Genomic DNA, 16,474 nt, shown 5'->3' on the forward strand with positions numbered 1-16,474 from the left:
GTATACCAAGACGCTGTATACCAAGACGCTGATTCCATTTGGGCTGTGCCATTGTTTTTCCACAAATACACCAATGTTCTGCCACACCCATTCTGTAAAGTAATACAAGTAAGACAAACCCATTAGGAGCGTGAAGCTATGAACCACAAGTTAATCATCTCAAGAGTTGCCCTTTCCTCCGCCATACTATTGTCCACTGTCACAGGCCCTGCAATATCGAACGCATCAAATGTATCCAATACGCCTGAGCCAGCATCATTCCAAACCTTACAAAAGGTAATACTCAGTAATACTTCGGATACAACTAAGACTATTTCTGTTGTTAACAGCTTCACTAACCCTTTGGACTTAGCCAAAAAGTACGCACCCGATACGCTCAGTGACTGGGAGAAGACACTGGAGCAGTATGAGAAAACAATCGGTGCAAGTGTAAAGAAGGGGTACACTACACTAGAAAAAACATCTGTGGAACCACTTGTTATGGAAAAGGTTGAACTCTCTTCAGCCCCAATCTCTTCAACAATGGCTGGAAAATCCTCTTCGTCACTAACTTCATCCATTAAAATGGTGGAAGTCGACTCCATTAAAGAAGGGAAGTTAAATCAAACAGGAGCTGCGAACGCTCTCGTGGCAACAACCGTTGCCGTAGAAGTCAAAGATGCGGATATGGCCTTTATTAGAGCGGAGATCGAGCTTGCGAAAGCGGTTCAATCTGAAGATTCCGCAGCTATCAAGCAATCACTGGGCAAGCTGCTTGTTCAGTACAAGCTGCAAATCAGTGAATGGGAAGCGGCGAAATAATTTAATAACTATCTTTTCTAAGCAAGCCATTAGACAGCAAAAATCCACAACCGCTTGCGATTGTGGATTTTCTAATACCAAGAATATGCGAACCATAGGCTAAAGCCTCTTTCACTAAAATAAAGGCTCGTATAAGGCATAAGAATGGAAGCGGTCAGGTACCATAAAAAATAATAGCTTGCTAATGTCTTCACCGATGTATGTCCTCTTCTCCCAAGCAAACTTCTTATCAGAACATATCGAATTATAGTATTCATTACTATAGATTGTAAATAGAAGTTGCCTCCGGTGTTACTGCGCTAACAGTAACACCGGAGGCGTCTTTCTAACACTCATTATTATTGTTACTGCTTCACTGCTAGTTGCTCCAATAAACGAAGGATTATCACTATTGCTTCCGCTCTGGTCGCCTTATCTTTAGGTGCAAATTGATTATTCTCGCGCCCTTCAACAATTCCTTTCTGAACGGCCACGACCACATAAGCCTTAGCCCACTGCGGAATGTCTGCATCATCCACAAAACCCGTCACCGCTTGTGTATCCGCGTTTAATTTCAACGCTTTGGCCGCTATCAGCACAATTTCAGCACGTGTAACGGGCTGAGCGGGACGGAATGTTCCATCCTCATAACCTTCTAGTAAGCCAGCTTGCACGGCTAGACTAACTCCTTTACGCGCCCATACTGGAATTTGATCCTTATCCGTAAAGACAAGTTCTTTATCCTCACCTTTTAATTGCAATGCTCTGACCATCATCTGGGCGAACTCGGTACGAGTAATTGTTGCATCGGGATGGAACGTTTGATCCGGATACCCGTTGGCAATTCCCTTATTCACTGCTTCTTCAATCTTAGCTTTACCCCAATGTCCTTGAATGTCTTTCAAAGTAACATCCTGCTTTGGAGGATCTACCGGCTTAGTTGTATCTTCCTTTACAGAGAACACTGCGAACTTGGTAAAATGATCAACAGTCGCCTCAATGGTATTGCCGCTAACCGTACCGCCGATTTCCACCCATTTTTTAGCAGACTCATCGTAATAGAAGATTACCGCTTTTCCGTCCTTTATTAAACTCGGATCAAATTGAAGCTTGATCGTGACCGCCTTCTTAAAATTGCCTCTTACACTTTTAAGCATCTCGAATACCGGACTGGCCAATATCATTTGCCCTACGTTAACAGATTCAGGAAGTTGAATCTTGCTTATTGTAATGCGCATTTCTTCATTTGTCGCACCAGCTGGAATAATTACACTCGCCCCAATACCTAAGTTAGCGGTGCCTGATCCTCCGGCTGGAATGGTTATGCTGCCCGGAACTGTTGGTGGAGACCAACTGCCTGGTCCCGGATCCGGGGTAACAATCGGCGCTGGATTTACCGTAATTGTACTTTTCGCCAAAAATCCACCATCCTCCGTTGTTGCTGTTATAGTCACGATTCCAGCGCTTAACGGAGTTAAGACCCCGTTCTGTACGGACAATACACCCGGTTTATCTGAAGTCCAAACCACACCTTTATTCGACGCGTTGGCTGGCTGCACCGTTGCAACAAGAGTTCCCTGAGCGCCTCCTGCCGTCAGCGTCATAGTCGTCATGTTCAAGGTAACTCCAGTAACCGCAACTGAGATTGGAGCCGCTGGTTTTACAGTTACAATGCTTACAGCTTGATGGTTGCCTTCTGCTGTTGTGACCGTGATTACTGCTGTTCCGGCATGCAACGGTGTAACCTTACCATTATATACGGATGCTACTACGGTATTATCCGAGCTCCATGAAACCTCTTTAATTACGGCATTTAACGGATATACCGTTGCTGTAAGATTTACAGGAGCGTCGCCTTCCGTCAATGTTAGCAGCGGATTATCCAGACTGACGCCGGCAACAGCTCCCGAACCAGAATCTGTTATCTCCTCAATTGTATAGCTGACCACTTCCGTTTTTATATTGCCAGCCTTGTCTTGTACTTCCACCGTAACGGAATGTGTTCCGAGTCCAATTTCCTTAGCAGGTTTGTACAAGAGCGGCAAAGTACATGGACTATCAACCAATCCGGATCCATCATCAGAAGCCGTACATACAACCAATACTTTCTGATCCAAATAATACGTTTGGCCGCCATACATTTTCACGGTTGGCACCGTCTTGTCTATAGCGAATTTAATCTCCTTGGATTCCTCCAGATTGCCCGCTGCATCAATAGAGCGATATGAAACGGCATATTCCCCTTCCTCCTCAAAGGAGACCGGTTCTGAATACACGATCCAAGTAGCACCGCCATCCGCGCTGTACTCAGACTTAGTTTCACCGTTAACATCATCAGTTGCCGTCAACGTCATTGCAACGTCTCTGTTAAACCAACCGTCATTACCAGTCCCATCCAAACTGGCTGCTGTTACAGGCTTCGTGATGTCGTAGTTCACTTTTTCGATTCTTAAAGCGTCAAGAAGCATGATCTTACCTGCCGTTTTATGGACCGCTTTTAATGTATGTTTGCCTGGTGATAAACCTCTTTTTTTGTAAACCGTAATTTGTACCAACCTCGTAGTGTTGAAACATTCGATCGTTTGATCCAGAACACCATCGATGTACACATCGAATTGCCCCATATCCGTATTCAGCTCAGTGACAATGTCAATTCCGGTTCCTTCAAACTCAACCTCGTAAGCGTCCCCCACATCAATTAAATAATGAACATCCTTCATGTAATCGCCAAACGTCCGATTCCCGTCAGATCCAAAATTGCCCTTATAAATAATCGACGGATCATTATCATTAATTGTGACCATCTCAATTTTTGGATAAACCCTTAAAGCGTCCACCATAGCGAGCATGCCGTCTACCTTTACAACTTTAATGGTATGCATGCCGGCAGAGAGCCCGCTTTTACTATATAAAGTAAAGAAGCTATAGTTCACCTCTTCGTATGCCTCGACTGTTTTATCAAGAACACCGTCGATATAAACCTCCACTTTTCCCAACTCAGCGCCTTTCTCCGTAATAAGATCGATGCCGGTGCCGTTAAACGTATATTCAAAATAATCACCGTTCGTTTCTGTCTTGTTCACGTCCTTACCAGACGGTCTTCCTGAATCGGCCACCCAATTGCCAGTGTAGTGAATGGCTGGATCATTATTGTTAACCAGAACCGTTCCCGGTACGTCTGTTTTAAACGGAGATACAACTTGCGGCAGTTCAATTGATGCCGTTCCCGCCGCAGCCTTGACCAAGTAATCGTGCAAAGTTTTCACATAATTAGGGTCAAGCGTGTAAGAGGTTGGTGATGCGACCGCTTGATCAGTGATCTGCTGTGCTAATTTTGGGTTGGTGTTTTGTACGATCTTCAGCAGCTCATACTCTTCGATCCCGTCACGTTGGGCTTCATAGCGAATCGAGCTTTTTACAGTCTGATTTGCAGCATCTGGATAGACAATAGAGTTGTCGCCCTGTAGGAATCCGAGCCACCACACGTTCCATCCCCAATGCAAATGTCCCGTTACATTATTCTGAAATAAATTCCAGAATAAAAGTCTTCCCGTGAGCGTTGGTTGAAAAGTAAATCGATTGAGCCAGGGTGGTTGTGGACCGACGCAAGTGTATGCCCATACCGGAAAACCATCCTTTATTCTATTTTGATAAAACTCCTTATTGTCCTCAAGCGTGGGTGTAATCGGAACATAGGTGTGTACGAGACCCGGAAATTGCTGCAGAAGTGCATCACCCGCATCCATTGTTTTCATACCGGGTGCATATTGTTGCACTTTTTTCGCCAAATACTCCCAATCCTTTAATGATGTACTCCCCTTACCGTCATAATTTTCATTACTCGGTTCGTCACGCACATGCTGGTACCAGATGTTGGTCCAACCTTTATCCTCTAAATGCTGTTTTAATGCAGGTAAAAAAGCTTCTAAGTAGTCATCCGTTGCGTCGGATATTACCGGCCGTGGTACATCGTGTACCAAATGAACGCCTCCGAACGAACGGATACCTTTATCCAGAAAAAGCTGAACAAATTGATCAAATAGTGTCCAGTTAAAAGTCTCGATCGTCGTGCCGTCAGCCGCTAAGGTCGATCCTCCATCAAGCAGCAAACGCTTCGTCCGCACCAGCACCATGTTCTGGCGATATTCAACCATTGTCGTGGCGAATTTGTCCATAAGCGCCCACCACTCCGGACTATACTCTTCTTCAATTCCGTAATAATACTCACCCATATCATAATTTTCAAAAGTATAACCATTCGTAAATGCCCAGTTATATGAGGTAAAGACAGAGTCCTTCGGATCTGGAATCGTGACATTGGCAACTTCTACTGTCATTTGTACCGGGTAATCTCCGATTGTCGTTTTCAGAGTAGCAGTTCCTGAATATATACCAGCTGCAGCATCTTTCGGAACGAAAGAATTAATGAATATAGGCTGAGTGCTGTTAGCTGCGACCTTTATCGATACATCATTTGATAGTGGGTCAGGTGTTTTTGAAAGCGGATACAAAACTTCGGCAACTTTGTCTGGTTCTCTAGGAATATTTGACTCATACTCAACGAAATGGTACTTCAAATTGCTGCTTACGATACTTCCCGCATCCGAAACCAAATCCGAGAATTGTATGGACGTAATCTCAAAAGGCTGATCATAGCGTACTGCAATTTGGGCGTTTTCGTACTCGTTTTTTGCCGAAACGAAATGAATATCGTTTGATGCTCCATCAGGTATCGTACTGGTACGGTAAACATGTATCATTGCATTTTCCGTCCATAAACTAAGTGCTCCTTCAGCGTTAACTTGGCTTTTTGGAGCAGGGAATAATACTACGAGTAAACTAGCAATCGTCAACCAAATCATTAATTTTTTGGCCATGCCGTCAGTCTCCCATCATTTTTCTATTAGTCGAGCCCTTGAGAATTGTTGCATTTCTTGTTCGAACGGTTATATCACGTATTTAAACGACGAAAATTAGATGCGCTGACACCATTAATCCGTTTGAATGCTCTGCAAAATGTGCTTGATAAATTGTAGCCAATTTGACTTGCAATTTCTTGGATCGGCAAGTCCGTACGGATAAGCATTTCCTTAGCGCTTTTCATCCGAGCGCTTTCGACATAATCAAAATAATTGATACCAACCTGCTCTTTGAAAAACTGGGATAAGTACGATTCCGACATATTGAACTTGTCAGCCAGATCTCTGAGTGAAAAGTCATGACGTTTGAAGTTCACTTCGATATACTCCATGATTTGCTCATTGAGCCCCGATTTACGGTTCGATTTACGCATATGGATCGCTTTCCCAATCTGAGCGTAAGTTTCTTTCAGCTCCTGTAGCAGGGTACTCATATCCTTGCCATGCGCTTCAAACGCACCTAATTGCAGCGCAACCGTTCCTTCACCGCATTCCTGCCTAGTATCCTCCGTTATTTTCACTAACGTGCCCCACATCTCATAATGAAGAAACTTGAACATGTCAGGCACAAGATGCATCCGCTCATTGGTCTGGCAGATGTTCTCGAGCAGGGCTTCTACCTCCTCCAACGCACCCATTTTGGTCAAGTGAATCAATCGCAGCTCTACGTCTGGGGGATAGTAATAGGCCAACCTTTGCTCAGGCAATCGATCATGCCACAATATTTTTTGAGAGATTTCCCGCTGCCCCCATCCTAGTGCCTGTTTCGCTTCTACATAAGAGCGAGACACTTCAGATAGTGCCGGGTATATGCCACCAACTGCTAAAACAGGGGATATGGAATGCTTAATGTGCATCTGCTCTTGCAGAATACCTAGAAGCAACTCCAGCTGTTCCCTGCTTTCTTCAACGTCACTTCCACTCAGTGGTATGATGACGCTGATATTATCCTGCTCGGCTTCATACCAAGCCCATCCTGCAAACGTATGCAGTCCAAGGACATCCTTCACCATAACCTTCCGAATATCCAACTCTTCGAGAATATCTGATGTCAGCTCTCCCTCATAGCTTTGCAGCCTAATGACAACGGTAGCGTAAAATAAGCCATTCAGTTCAGTCCCTGCATGGCGCTTCAATGCCCTCAGCTCTGATTCCGTGGAGAAATCGCCCTTTAGCAACCGCTGCAAAAACGAGTTGCGAATAAGCGGAAGCTGCTCCGTCAATGCCCTCTGCAGCTGCAGCTTATCGTCTTCCAGAAGCGAATAATCCTGCTCAATCATCGCATAAGGCCTGAACGAACTTGAAATAGCGGGCTGCGTACGCTCCATAATTCGCAGTAGCAGCTTGCGGATCGGTTTGCTGCGGTGGTAGGTAAACAGGCAGTACAATAGCAGAATAACCAATAGTGCTATGAACAGACCCAAAATAATTTTACGAATCTCTGTTACTTTGTGCAGCACGACATCAGGAGATTGGGACACGACAAAATACCAGTCCATGGATTCGGAGCTTGTGTATGTGGTAAGCAAGTTGCCATTGCTTGAAGAGGGCTCGATAACTCCGCTTTTGGCGGTCATGCCCTGCATGGACGGAGCAAGTCCGTCTCCGCTAGATAACGAAGCAATGGTTTGACCCTTGCTGTCTCTTATGTAGGCTCCTCCACCAGAGGACAAATCGAATCCTTCAAGCAGCTTTACCATTTCACGACTATCGATTAGCAGAAGGATAGCTGCTTTCGATGAGCTGCCGTCAAGCGGGTGGATGTAACTGATAATCGGATATGTTTTACCGAAGTATGTCGCTTCGTTGGAAGGAAGCACGCTGTCTCTATACTTGTCGGTGAATAGCAGCTCATTCAGCTTACTCTGGTCCATATCCGTGTAGTGAAACACTTGTTTGTTAAACTCCTCGAACTTATATACGTTCTTGTGACCAAGCACCATATTACTGTTTTTGTAGAGCACAAAATAATCAAGAATAAAGTTATTGGACGTATTGTAATCGTATAAATGCTGCGCCGTATACCACGTTTTGAACGTATTAGCTCCTTCGAAAGGTTTGGTCATAAACTGATAAGATGAGATGCGGGGATCGGAAGCGACTTGCCGAACGACCGATTCGATTTCGGCCATCCGACGATCCAATATGCCTTTGGCTTGTTCGAGCAGAAGCATGTTGTTGCGAACAACTTCTTCCCTAACTATAGATACCGTTTGGACATATACGATGACACTTACAATGATAGGAATAACCAACAAAACGATGTAGGACGCCGAGAATGCTGTCGCAATTCGCCTTCTTCGTTTCTTGATTTCTGCCGTCATAGTCAACCATCCCCCCTTATCTCTGCTTCGTGCTTATACGCTTGTTATACTTTGCCTCCAAGCAGCTCGATTTCAACAACAGTGTCGGTATCGTCGGGAAGCGTGGAATGACTCAACAAGAGATGTGCATCTTCTTTTGTATGATAATCGTTGTGGGAGTCGCCTGACGGTACTTCTGCCCCGTCCCATGCAAAGCGAGTCCTGCCGATTTCGCCCCGTAGCCCCTTCAATGGATAGGCACCCATTCCGCGTTCGAATATGTGCGCAAACAATTGACCGTCTTTTTGCGTGAACCGTCCCCATTCCGGTACGGCCAGAGCGGTGTCCTTGCAGCCATAAATACTGTCACCGTTAACGGTCATCCATTGCCCGATCTCGGCCAGTGTTTTCAAGGTTTGCTTAGGAAATTCACCCTTAGCATTGGGACCGACATTCACGAGGAGGTTGCCATCCTTGCTAACGCAGTCTACGAGAAGTCGGATAATATCTTTTGATTGCTTATAATCCGTATCTGTCGCATGATAGCCCCAATGTTTGTTAAGCGTAATACATGCTTCCCATTCGATCGGCTGCCCATTAATATCAGACATAACCTCGCGAGTAGGAATCGCTTGTTCCGGAGAAGCAAAATCACCACCATAAACCGATGATATGCCATTCTTAAGCAGTGTATGGTCAAGTCTGTTGTTCATAATGATACTCGGCTGCAAATCATAAATCATATTAGCCAGCTCCGTGGCTCGCCACGCTTCCCCAATTAATTTTTCATAGGAAAAGTCGAACCAGAACAAATCAATTGTACCGTAATTCGTCAGCAGCTCACGCACTTGTCCGTGTAAATAATCAACATATCGGTTAAAATCGCCCGTTTTGTTCTTGTATGCCTCATTAGAACGTTCAGGATGATAAAAGTCGCCGTAGGTTGGATAATCGTCATGATTCCAGTCCAGAAGGGAGTAATAGAAGCCTACCTTCAAGCCCTCTGCTCGGAAGGCATCAACAAATTCACGAACTAGGTCGCGCCCGCATGGTGTATTGGTCGCCTTGAATTCAGTAAGCTTACTGTCAAATAGGCAAAAACCATCATGGTGCTTTGTAGTTAAAACAGCGTATTTCATGCCCGCTTCTTTAGCCGCTATCGCCCAGGCGCGAGCATCATAACGGATCGGATTAAACTCTTCAAAATAAGTTTGATAGCGTTCGCGGCTGATCGTTTCATGATTCTGCACCCATTCCCCTCTTGCTGGAATCGCGTAGATACCCCAATGAATAAACATACCGAACCGTGCTTCTTTAAACCACTGCATACGTTCTTCTGTACTAATCACCTAAATACCTCCTCAAAAGTTCAGTAGAACATTTGCTTCCTTGGGAGAGGTCTATAACAGCTGATCTTCCAAGGAAGCACCTATTTAATCCGGTTATTTTTGTGCCTGATCATAACCGTCTTGGAATATTTGCAAATAAGCATCAAGGTTCATGTCTTTCAACGTTTTGAGATAACCATCCCATTCCGTGTCTAAGTCTGCATCTCCGGTTACGAACCGAGCCAGCATCTCTTTTCTATAATCATCAATTGTCTTCTGAAGCTCTGCGATTTGGGCTGCTTTTTCCTCATTAAAGACTAGTGGAGGTACGATAATGCTCACATCCGGCTTGTATGGCTCGTAATTATTTTTTGTTTCGTTGAACAAGATAACCTCTAAATTCTCCCCGCCGTTTTTCGCTTGGCTTTGACCAAGGCGCAAATCATTAGACAAGTCTATAGGTCCCAGCTCGTTCCAGAAGCTATTCTGAATCTTATCATTTTCGCGCGGAATTGCTGACCATATAGCTGGTTCACCATTGATTCCTATTTCACCAGCATCTGCTTTCTTCCAGTCTGTGCCTTCCATCCCTCTTGAGAGTCTCATGGTTACGTCCCAATTGTAGAACATATCAGCCAGGCGGAATGACGCTTCTGGATGCTTGTTGCCCTTCATAATAACGAACTGACCCGAATAATATTCCATTGGATTATAGGCCGAATACTGTACACCTGCAGGACCTTTGAGTGCTGGAACGGCCTTATAGTCAAGCCAGCGTTTGATCGTGTCACTTGTCTGCACAAATTCACCTTCAAAGCCGCCTGGTGATGCGCCAAGTATTACGGTATCCGGGTTATTTCCAATAGCAAGAAGCTGATTTTTGTCCTGAGTGAAAGATTCTGGCGCGATAAGTCCTTCCTTATAAAGTCGGCGTAAGTAGGAAAGCCCTTCCTTCCACTCCGGTTTGTCGAATGTAGCTGTAACTTTTCCGTCTTTGACGAATAAGCCCGGTGCGTTAGGATCTTTGCTGTTATATACAAATGCATTCATCAGGAAGTCGTCCAATGCAGAGTTCCAACCGGTAACTGATGTCATAAGTGGGATTTCATCCGCTTTGCTGTTTCCATTTGGATCCTGTTCTTTAAAAGCTTTCAACACGTTGTAGAATTCTTCGGTTGTCGTTGGCATTTGCAGCCCTACTTTTTGCAGCCACGGCTCATATATCCACATTTTTTGTGACATTGTGCAATGGAAGCATTGATTAATTTTAGGAAGTGAATAGATATTACCATCCGGTGAAGTGATTGATTCTTTAAAGAGCGGCAATTTCTCCATCCGTAGTTTCGTTTCCACACTATACTTTTCTATCAGATCGTTGAGTGGCACGAATGCACCTTGACCGCCGTATACAACCTCTTGTGTTTTGTTAACGCCCATACCGAGCAGAATGTCTGGATAATCTCCGCTGGCAAGCATAAGGTTCAGCTTCTCAATCAGATTCTTTTCCGGCACCATAACCCATTCAAGATGAATGTTCGTCTTTTCCTCCAATTCCTTCGTAAAGAGGTTTGTCGCGTAATTTTCAACGCCTGAATTTTCTGGTGCCATAACCTTCAGCGTAATTTTCTCCGTTACAATTGGAAATTGTCCAGCCGCTGTTACCGGCTCAGAAGGGCCAGCGGTCGTAACATTTGTGCTGCCTCCTGTTGCCTGTTCCGTCGGTTTCGGTTCTACCTTGCCATTGCTGTTGTCAGAGCAAGCTGTTAAAAGTCCAACTGCCAACATCATGATCACGCTTACAATCGCTACTGTTTTCTTCATTGAAATTTCCCCCATCACCATAATGAATAACCAATCTTTCTTATCCTTTTAACGAACCAATCATAATACCTTTCACAAAATGCTTCTGTACAAATGGATAGATGATAAGAATTGGACCGGACGCGACAACGATAAGCGCATACTTCAACAGCTCCCTTAGTCCATTTCGTCTGGCCACTTCCGCCACATCGGACAGCATCGACATATCGATTTCATTTTGGATTAAGATATTTCGCAAAATGAGCTGCAGTGGATACAGACTTTTATCGTTCAAGTAGATGACAGCCGCAAAATATTGATTCCAAAAACCAATGGCGCAAAATAACGCAATGACCGCAATAATCGGCCCTGAGAGCGGAATGACGATTCGCAGCAAATATTTCACATCATTACAGCCATCTATTTGTGCTGCTTCCAGTAGTTCACCTGGAATACTCGTTTTAAAATAGGTTCTCATCATAATGGCGTTCCAAATCGATAATGCCCCCGGAATAATCAATGCCCATGACGTGTTGAGCAGATGAAGATCCTTAACTAGCATATAGCTTGGGATCAGTCCGCCGCTGAACATCGTCGCAAATACGAAAAGCAGCATAAATACTTTTTTGCCATCCAGATTCGGACGGGATAGCGGGTATGCAGCTAATATCGTCATTACCACGTTTAAAGCCGTTCCAACTGCAGCATAATACACCGAATTTCCGAACCCCACCCAGATGTCGCGATATTCAAATACAGCTTTATAGCCATCTAAGGTCGGATCAACTGGTAGCAGCCAAACCTTCCCCTGCATAATCGCATCGGTCGAGCTAAAGGATGCGCTTAAAATATAAATTAACGGATAAAGAACAGATAGCGTAAACAGGGACAGCACCAAATAATTGGCCGTCAAAAAAGCTTTATCACTTAGCGAATGTGGGATGTTGTTGTTCCCTTTCATAGCCATCTCCCCATTTCGTCACCATAAGCTTTCCTGGTTTATTTTTTTGGCAAATTGATTGACACTCACCAGTAATATTAAGCCGATGACCGATTTAAACAATCCGATAGCCGTAGAGTACGAATAGTTCGGCATTGCTGAAACAAGCCCAACCTTGTATACATAAGTATCAATGACTTCGGATGTCCGCAAATTGAGCGAGTTTTGCATAAGCAGCACTTTTTCGAAGCCCGTGCTCATAATTCCGCCTATGCCGAGAATGAAAATAATAATGGCGACTGGCATAATGCCAGGGAGGTCAATATGCCACATCCGTTTCGGAATGGACGCTCCATCCATAATCGCCGCTTCGTGCTGCGCCTGATCAATTCCTGATAGCGCTGCCAGATAAATGATACAAGCAAATCCTACATTTTGCCAGACGTCTGAAAAAACAAATAATGATTTAAACAGCTCAGGCTTCCCCATGAAATCTACGGTTTCTAAGCCAAATAATTCCAACATCCGATTAACTATGCCAAGTCGGGGATTGAGCAATTGAAACATGATTCCTATGATTACGACTACTGAGATAAAATGCGGCGCATAGGTAATCATCTGGACCGACCGCTTGAAGAAGCGGTGAGACGCATAATTAAGACCTAAGGCTAAAATGATCGGAAAAKGAAAGCCGACAACTAGACTGTACAAGCTAAGGATCAGCGTATTTTTCATAACTCTCCAGAACTCATAAGATTGTATGAAACGTTCAAAATACTTAAGGCCGACCCATTCGCTTCCCCATATGCCTTGCACGGCATTGAAATTTTTAAACGCGATTTGTGCTCCGTACATCGGATAGTAATTAAAGAGCAGTACATATGCGAGCGGAAGGGCAAATAATGCATACAGTTGCCAATTGCTGCGTATTCGCTTTATTTTTGATCCTGGTTGAAATGTAGCTCTCACTCGCACCCCACCTTCATTAGTCATGTTTGTTTGCCATTGCCCGGGCAATTCCAATGTAGCATTGAAGTTATTTTCTGTATATTGGCATGAATTTAGCGCTTCGCAATTCTTAATAAATGCCAATAAGCCGTTGTAAAACAGGGTTCGAAGCACATCCTCATCGAAAACCTGATTGTAGTTAAAATGATGGAACGATATAATACGAGGTATAGAAAAATAGTACATTGAGTCATTTAATGCCGTCCATCAAGAAATCTCCGGCGTCTTCGCGACCATTATCGAGCAAGGTATACAGGACGGATCGATTCGGTCCGATCTTCCCATTCAGAAAACCTTAACTAAAACCGTTAATACATTCGGTATTTTTTCCAGAAAACTATCCTTGCTTAAAAATATTCTTGTGGTCGAGCCTGACCTCGTTCCCGAAGAACAGCTAGCCATCCTCAAACACATTTTAATGAGTTATTTGAAAGGCTGATGTACGAGTAGCGCGGCAAAACAAAAAGTACCGTCCCACTCTTTTTATAAAAAAGGGGGACGGTACTTTATTTGTCTTTATATGTCTTTCTATGTCCTTCTTTGTTACCTTATAATACGTCTTTCAACTGGTTTCGACTGTGACCGTCTAACGCTGGCCAATCGCGAACCTCGCATCTTTTACCGTTAATGTCGGTTAGGATAATTCGGTTAGCACTCGGATATTGCATATGCTCATGCAAGTTACGCATGACGATTCGCGTTGGACCCAGGTTCGTTTGCAGCTCCCAAATCCATAAGTCCGCTTTCTGTTTAACGCTATCAATTCGGGTCACAAGCGGCAGAAAGTAACGCAGCTGCAATTCTTTGTCCATTTCAGCCCGACTTTCTTGATCAAGCTCTTCAATGTCACGAATGACACCTATTTCCTCCCCCTTGGGGTTACGGACGGAAATATACTGTGTCGTATACTGAAAGGGATATATGCGATATAGAATTATTTCTTCAAAAGCTTTGCCTTCAATTACTCCTTGAAACACACCGCCTTGACTGCGGCTAAATGAGACAACACTTGGTTCAAGGATATTGATCTCATACGGATCCTTGAGGTCTGATTCATTTATTTCCAATACATCAACGCTATCGTTCAGATCACTCATGCATTTTCTACCCCCTTAATCTTGGACATTTCCTTCTGCGCCTCAACCAGCTTGAAATATGCGCCCTCTGCAGTAAGGAGTTCCTCATGGGTACCGACTTCAATAATTTTACCGCGTTCCAGCACGACGAGTCGGTCAGCATTTCGCAGAGTCGATAATCGATGGGCTATCGCGAACGTCGTCCGTCCTTTAACCAAGCGCGAAATCGCTTCTTGGATTTGACGTTCTGTCACTGTATCCACAGAGGCTGTTGCTTCATCCAAGATTAGAATCCGCGGATCGTGAATAATTGCTCGGGCGATAGACACCCGCTGCTTTTCTCCGCCCGAGAGCTTGTGCCCACGTTCGCCTACTCTCGTGTCGTAGCCGTCGGGCAACTGGACGATGAAGTCATGTGCATTCGCTATTTTAGCGGCACGCATTATTTCTAGCTCTGTAGCGTCCGGTTTAGAATAAGCAATATTCTCAGCAATCGTACCATCAAACAAAAACGTCTCCTGCAGCACTACACCTATCTGCTTACGCAGATCGATCTGGCTAATATTACGGATATCTATACCATCAATAGTTATAGTCCCCTCATCGCTATCATAGAACCGGCAGATCATGTTAATGAACGTCGATTTACCCGCACCTGAGTGCCCAACTAACCCGATCATCTCACCTGCCGCTACCTTTAAGTCTACATTTTTGAGCACAGGGTGATGCTTTTCGTATCCATAAGTAACTTGTTTGAATTCTACCTCACCTTTAACGCGGCCAATATTAGCTGGACTCGCAGTATCAGGTACTTCTGACGGTGTATCCATAATTTCGAATACGCGATCCGCAGCGGATATAGCATGAGTTGCCCAGTTGATCATTTGGCTCACCCACTGCAAAGGTCCAAGTAGCATACCCAGATAAGTAACTAAAGCTATCAATGTACCAGTGGTTAATCCACCATTAAGCACAGATCGGCCTCCATAATACCAGATCAACAGAGTACCCGCTCCAGCTACTAACGCAAAGATGGGGAACATACCCTGCCATAAACCTTCAATCCGAATATTATGTCGTACTAATTCTTTATTAGCCGTTGAATAACGTGACATTTCCGTCGTTTCCTGACCAAATGCTTTTACGACACGAATACCTTGTAGAGAATCGCCGACCAATGCATTTAATCTGAAAATAGATCTCCACTGCTGATACCAACGCCTGCCGATCATCGGCCATAATACACTAGATAACACAATCATTAGCGGCATCGGCAACATGGCGAGCAGCGTTAATTTCCAATCAAAGCTAAACATAATGATGAAAATACAGATAACCCGCAGCGTTTCACCCGAGACCCAAATGACCCCATCGGTCATGAATTGCCGCATTGCCTCCGAGTCATTATTCACCCGCCCGATAAATTGCGAGGACTGCCTTCGATCGAAGAAGGATAATGACAGCCTCATCAAGGATTGATAGACATCATGGCGAAGATCTCCCATTAATTTGGAGCCAATCCATACCCCTATAAGCCCACGCACGGTTTGCATTACGGTTACCATCAATGAAGTGGCAGCCAGGCCGACGACAATCCATAGAAGTGTGGAGCCCATATCCATTGGACCCAGTACATCATCTACAATCATTTTAGTCAAAAAAGGTGGAATTAGCTCTACAAGTGTTGTAATAATCAACATAATTGCCGCTGCAACCATTTGTAGTTTGTATGGTTTAGCATAACTTAACATCCGGAATAGGACCTTACCGTTACTTTTGCATACCGGACACGTTTGAGAATCGTCTGGCAGAGGATTGCGGCATTTCGGACAATTCCTTGGAAATTCTTTTTCAGAAGCGGTTGGCCGCTCTTCCCCTTTTGCAACAGCACCTACTAATTTAGAGGCAAATCCAAATATGGAGCTGAGAGATGCGGTATAACGTATCAGAATGACAGGACCGCTCTTGGTATCGGCAAGCAATGAACCTCCGCCCACTCCACCTACAGCCCTTGCATCAGTAATCTCCGAAACCGCAAGTTTGGAAACTAGTACCCCGTCGGCACCCCAAATCAATACTTCTTTCTCCGTCAGTACAAACCACTGTTCTCCGAATTGACCGTCTTTCATTAAATCAGATACAGCGTGAAACAACGACTCTTCTGTAAGTTGTGCTTCTATGACCTTGGGAAGTTTATTAATAACTGACATAGTCTTCCTCCCTTTCTTTACCAACCTATTTACTCACATTTCATTACGGTAGTAAAGATGGCAAAATAAATTAAAACGTTTATTACCGTTGATTCAGGAAAAGACCTAAA

The 16,474-nt window shown here is 44.3% G+C and carries 9 protein-coding genes; 1 reads left to right on the forward strand and 8 read right to left on the reverse strand.

Going from position 1 to position 16,474, the window contains the following annotated elements; all coding sequences use genetic code 11:
• Nucleotides 1-138: 138 nt before the first annotated feature.
• Entirely contained in the window at nucleotides 139-801 is a 663-nt protein-coding gene (locus tag AC1DWN_RS09515; protein ID WP_477558659.1) for a hypothetical protein, read from the forward strand.
• 344 nt (nucleotides 802-1,145) lie between these two features.
• Here AC1DWN_RS09515 and AC1DWN_RS09520 read toward each other — a convergent pair whose 3' ends face one another.
• The 8 genes from AC1DWN_RS09520 to AC1DWN_RS09555 form a co-directional block, all read right to left on the reverse strand.
• The gene (locus AC1DWN_RS09520; protein ID WP_477558660.1) at nucleotides 1,146-5,657 is read right to left on the reverse strand and encodes an S-layer homology domain-containing protein; all 4,512 of its coding nucleotides are present in this window, start codon (nucleotides 5,655-5,657) and stop codon (nucleotides 1,146-1,148) included.
• A 74-nt stretch (nucleotides 5,658-5,731) separates the two neighbouring features.
• Nucleotides 5,732-8,023: a helix-turn-helix domain-containing protein gene (locus tag AC1DWN_RS09525; protein ID WP_477558661.1), complete on the reverse strand. Its 2,292-nt coding sequence runs from the start codon at nucleotides 8,021-8,023 to the stop codon at nucleotides 5,732-5,734.
• Nucleotides 8,024-8,067: 44 nt separating this feature from the next.
• Entirely contained in the window at nucleotides 8,068-9,351 is a 1,284-nt protein-coding gene (locus AC1DWN_RS09530; RefSeq protein ID WP_477558662.1) for an alpha-L-fucosidase, read from the reverse strand.
• A gap of 93 nt (nucleotides 9,352-9,444) precedes the next feature.
• Nucleotides 9,445-11,151, reverse strand: a complete 1,707-nt coding sequence (locus AC1DWN_RS09535; RefSeq protein ID WP_477558663.1) for an ABC transporter substrate-binding protein — start codon at nucleotides 11,149-11,151, stop codon at nucleotides 9,445-9,447.
• 40 nt (nucleotides 11,152-11,191) lie between these two features.
• Nucleotides 11,192-12,091 carry a carbohydrate ABC transporter permease gene (locus tag AC1DWN_RS09540; RefSeq protein ID WP_477558664.1) on the reverse strand — a complete coding sequence of 300 codons (900 nt, stop codon included), beginning with the start codon at nucleotides 12,089-12,091 and terminating at the stop codon, nucleotides 11,192-11,194.
• An 18-nt stretch (nucleotides 12,092-12,109) separates the two neighbouring features.
• Complete coding sequence (locus tag AC1DWN_RS09545) at nucleotides 12,110-13,063, reverse strand: ABC transporter permease (protein ID WP_477558674.1); 954 nt, start codon at nucleotides 13,061-13,063, stop codon at nucleotides 12,110-12,112.
• Nucleotides 13,064-13,626: 563 nt separating this feature from the next.
• A complete protein-coding gene (locus AC1DWN_RS09550) occupies nucleotides 13,627-14,175 on the reverse strand; it encodes a DUF1854 domain-containing protein (RefSeq protein WP_477558665.1) in 549 nt (182 codons plus the stop codon).
• Entirely contained in the window at nucleotides 14,172-16,364 is a 2,193-nt protein-coding gene (locus tag AC1DWN_RS09555) for an ABC transporter ATP-binding protein (protein WP_477558666.1), read from the reverse strand. The genes AC1DWN_RS09550 and AC1DWN_RS09555 overlap by 4 nt, the downstream gene beginning before the upstream one ends.
• Between the last annotated feature and the right edge of the window lie 110 nt (nucleotides 16,365-16,474).

The sequence above is a fragment of the Paenibacillus sp. P4_A7 genome, assembly GCF_056402455.1.

What these genes read in the sequence shown, in the direction of transcription:
- AC1DWN_RS09550 (WP_477558665.1), bottom strand. Translation starts at nt 14,175, where the DNA reads ATGAGTGATCTGAACGATAGCGTTGATGTATTGGAAATAAATGAATCA.
- AC1DWN_RS09515 (WP_477558659.1), top strand. Translation starts at nt 139, where the DNA reads ATGAACCACAAGTTAATCATCTCAAGAGTTGCCCTTTCCTCCGCCATA.
- AC1DWN_RS09520 (WP_477558660.1), bottom strand. Translation starts at nt 5,657, where the DNA reads ATGGCCAAAAAATTAATGATTTGGTTGACGATTGCTAGTTTACTCGTA.
- AC1DWN_RS09540 (WP_477558664.1), bottom strand. Translation starts at nt 12,091, where the DNA reads ATGAAAGGGAACAACAACATCCCACATTCGCTAAGTGATAAAGCTTTT.
- AC1DWN_RS09555 (WP_477558666.1), bottom strand. Translation starts at nt 16,364, where the DNA reads ATGTCAGTTATTAATAAACTTCCCAAGGTCATAGAAGCACAACTTACA.
- AC1DWN_RS09535 (WP_477558663.1), bottom strand. Translation starts at nt 11,151, where the DNA reads ATGAAGAAAACAGTAGCGATTGTAAGCGTGATCATGATGTTGGCAGTT.
- AC1DWN_RS09525 (WP_477558661.1), bottom strand. Translation starts at nt 8,023, where the DNA reads ATGACGGCAGAAATCAAGAAACGAAGAAGGCGAATTGCGACAGCATTC.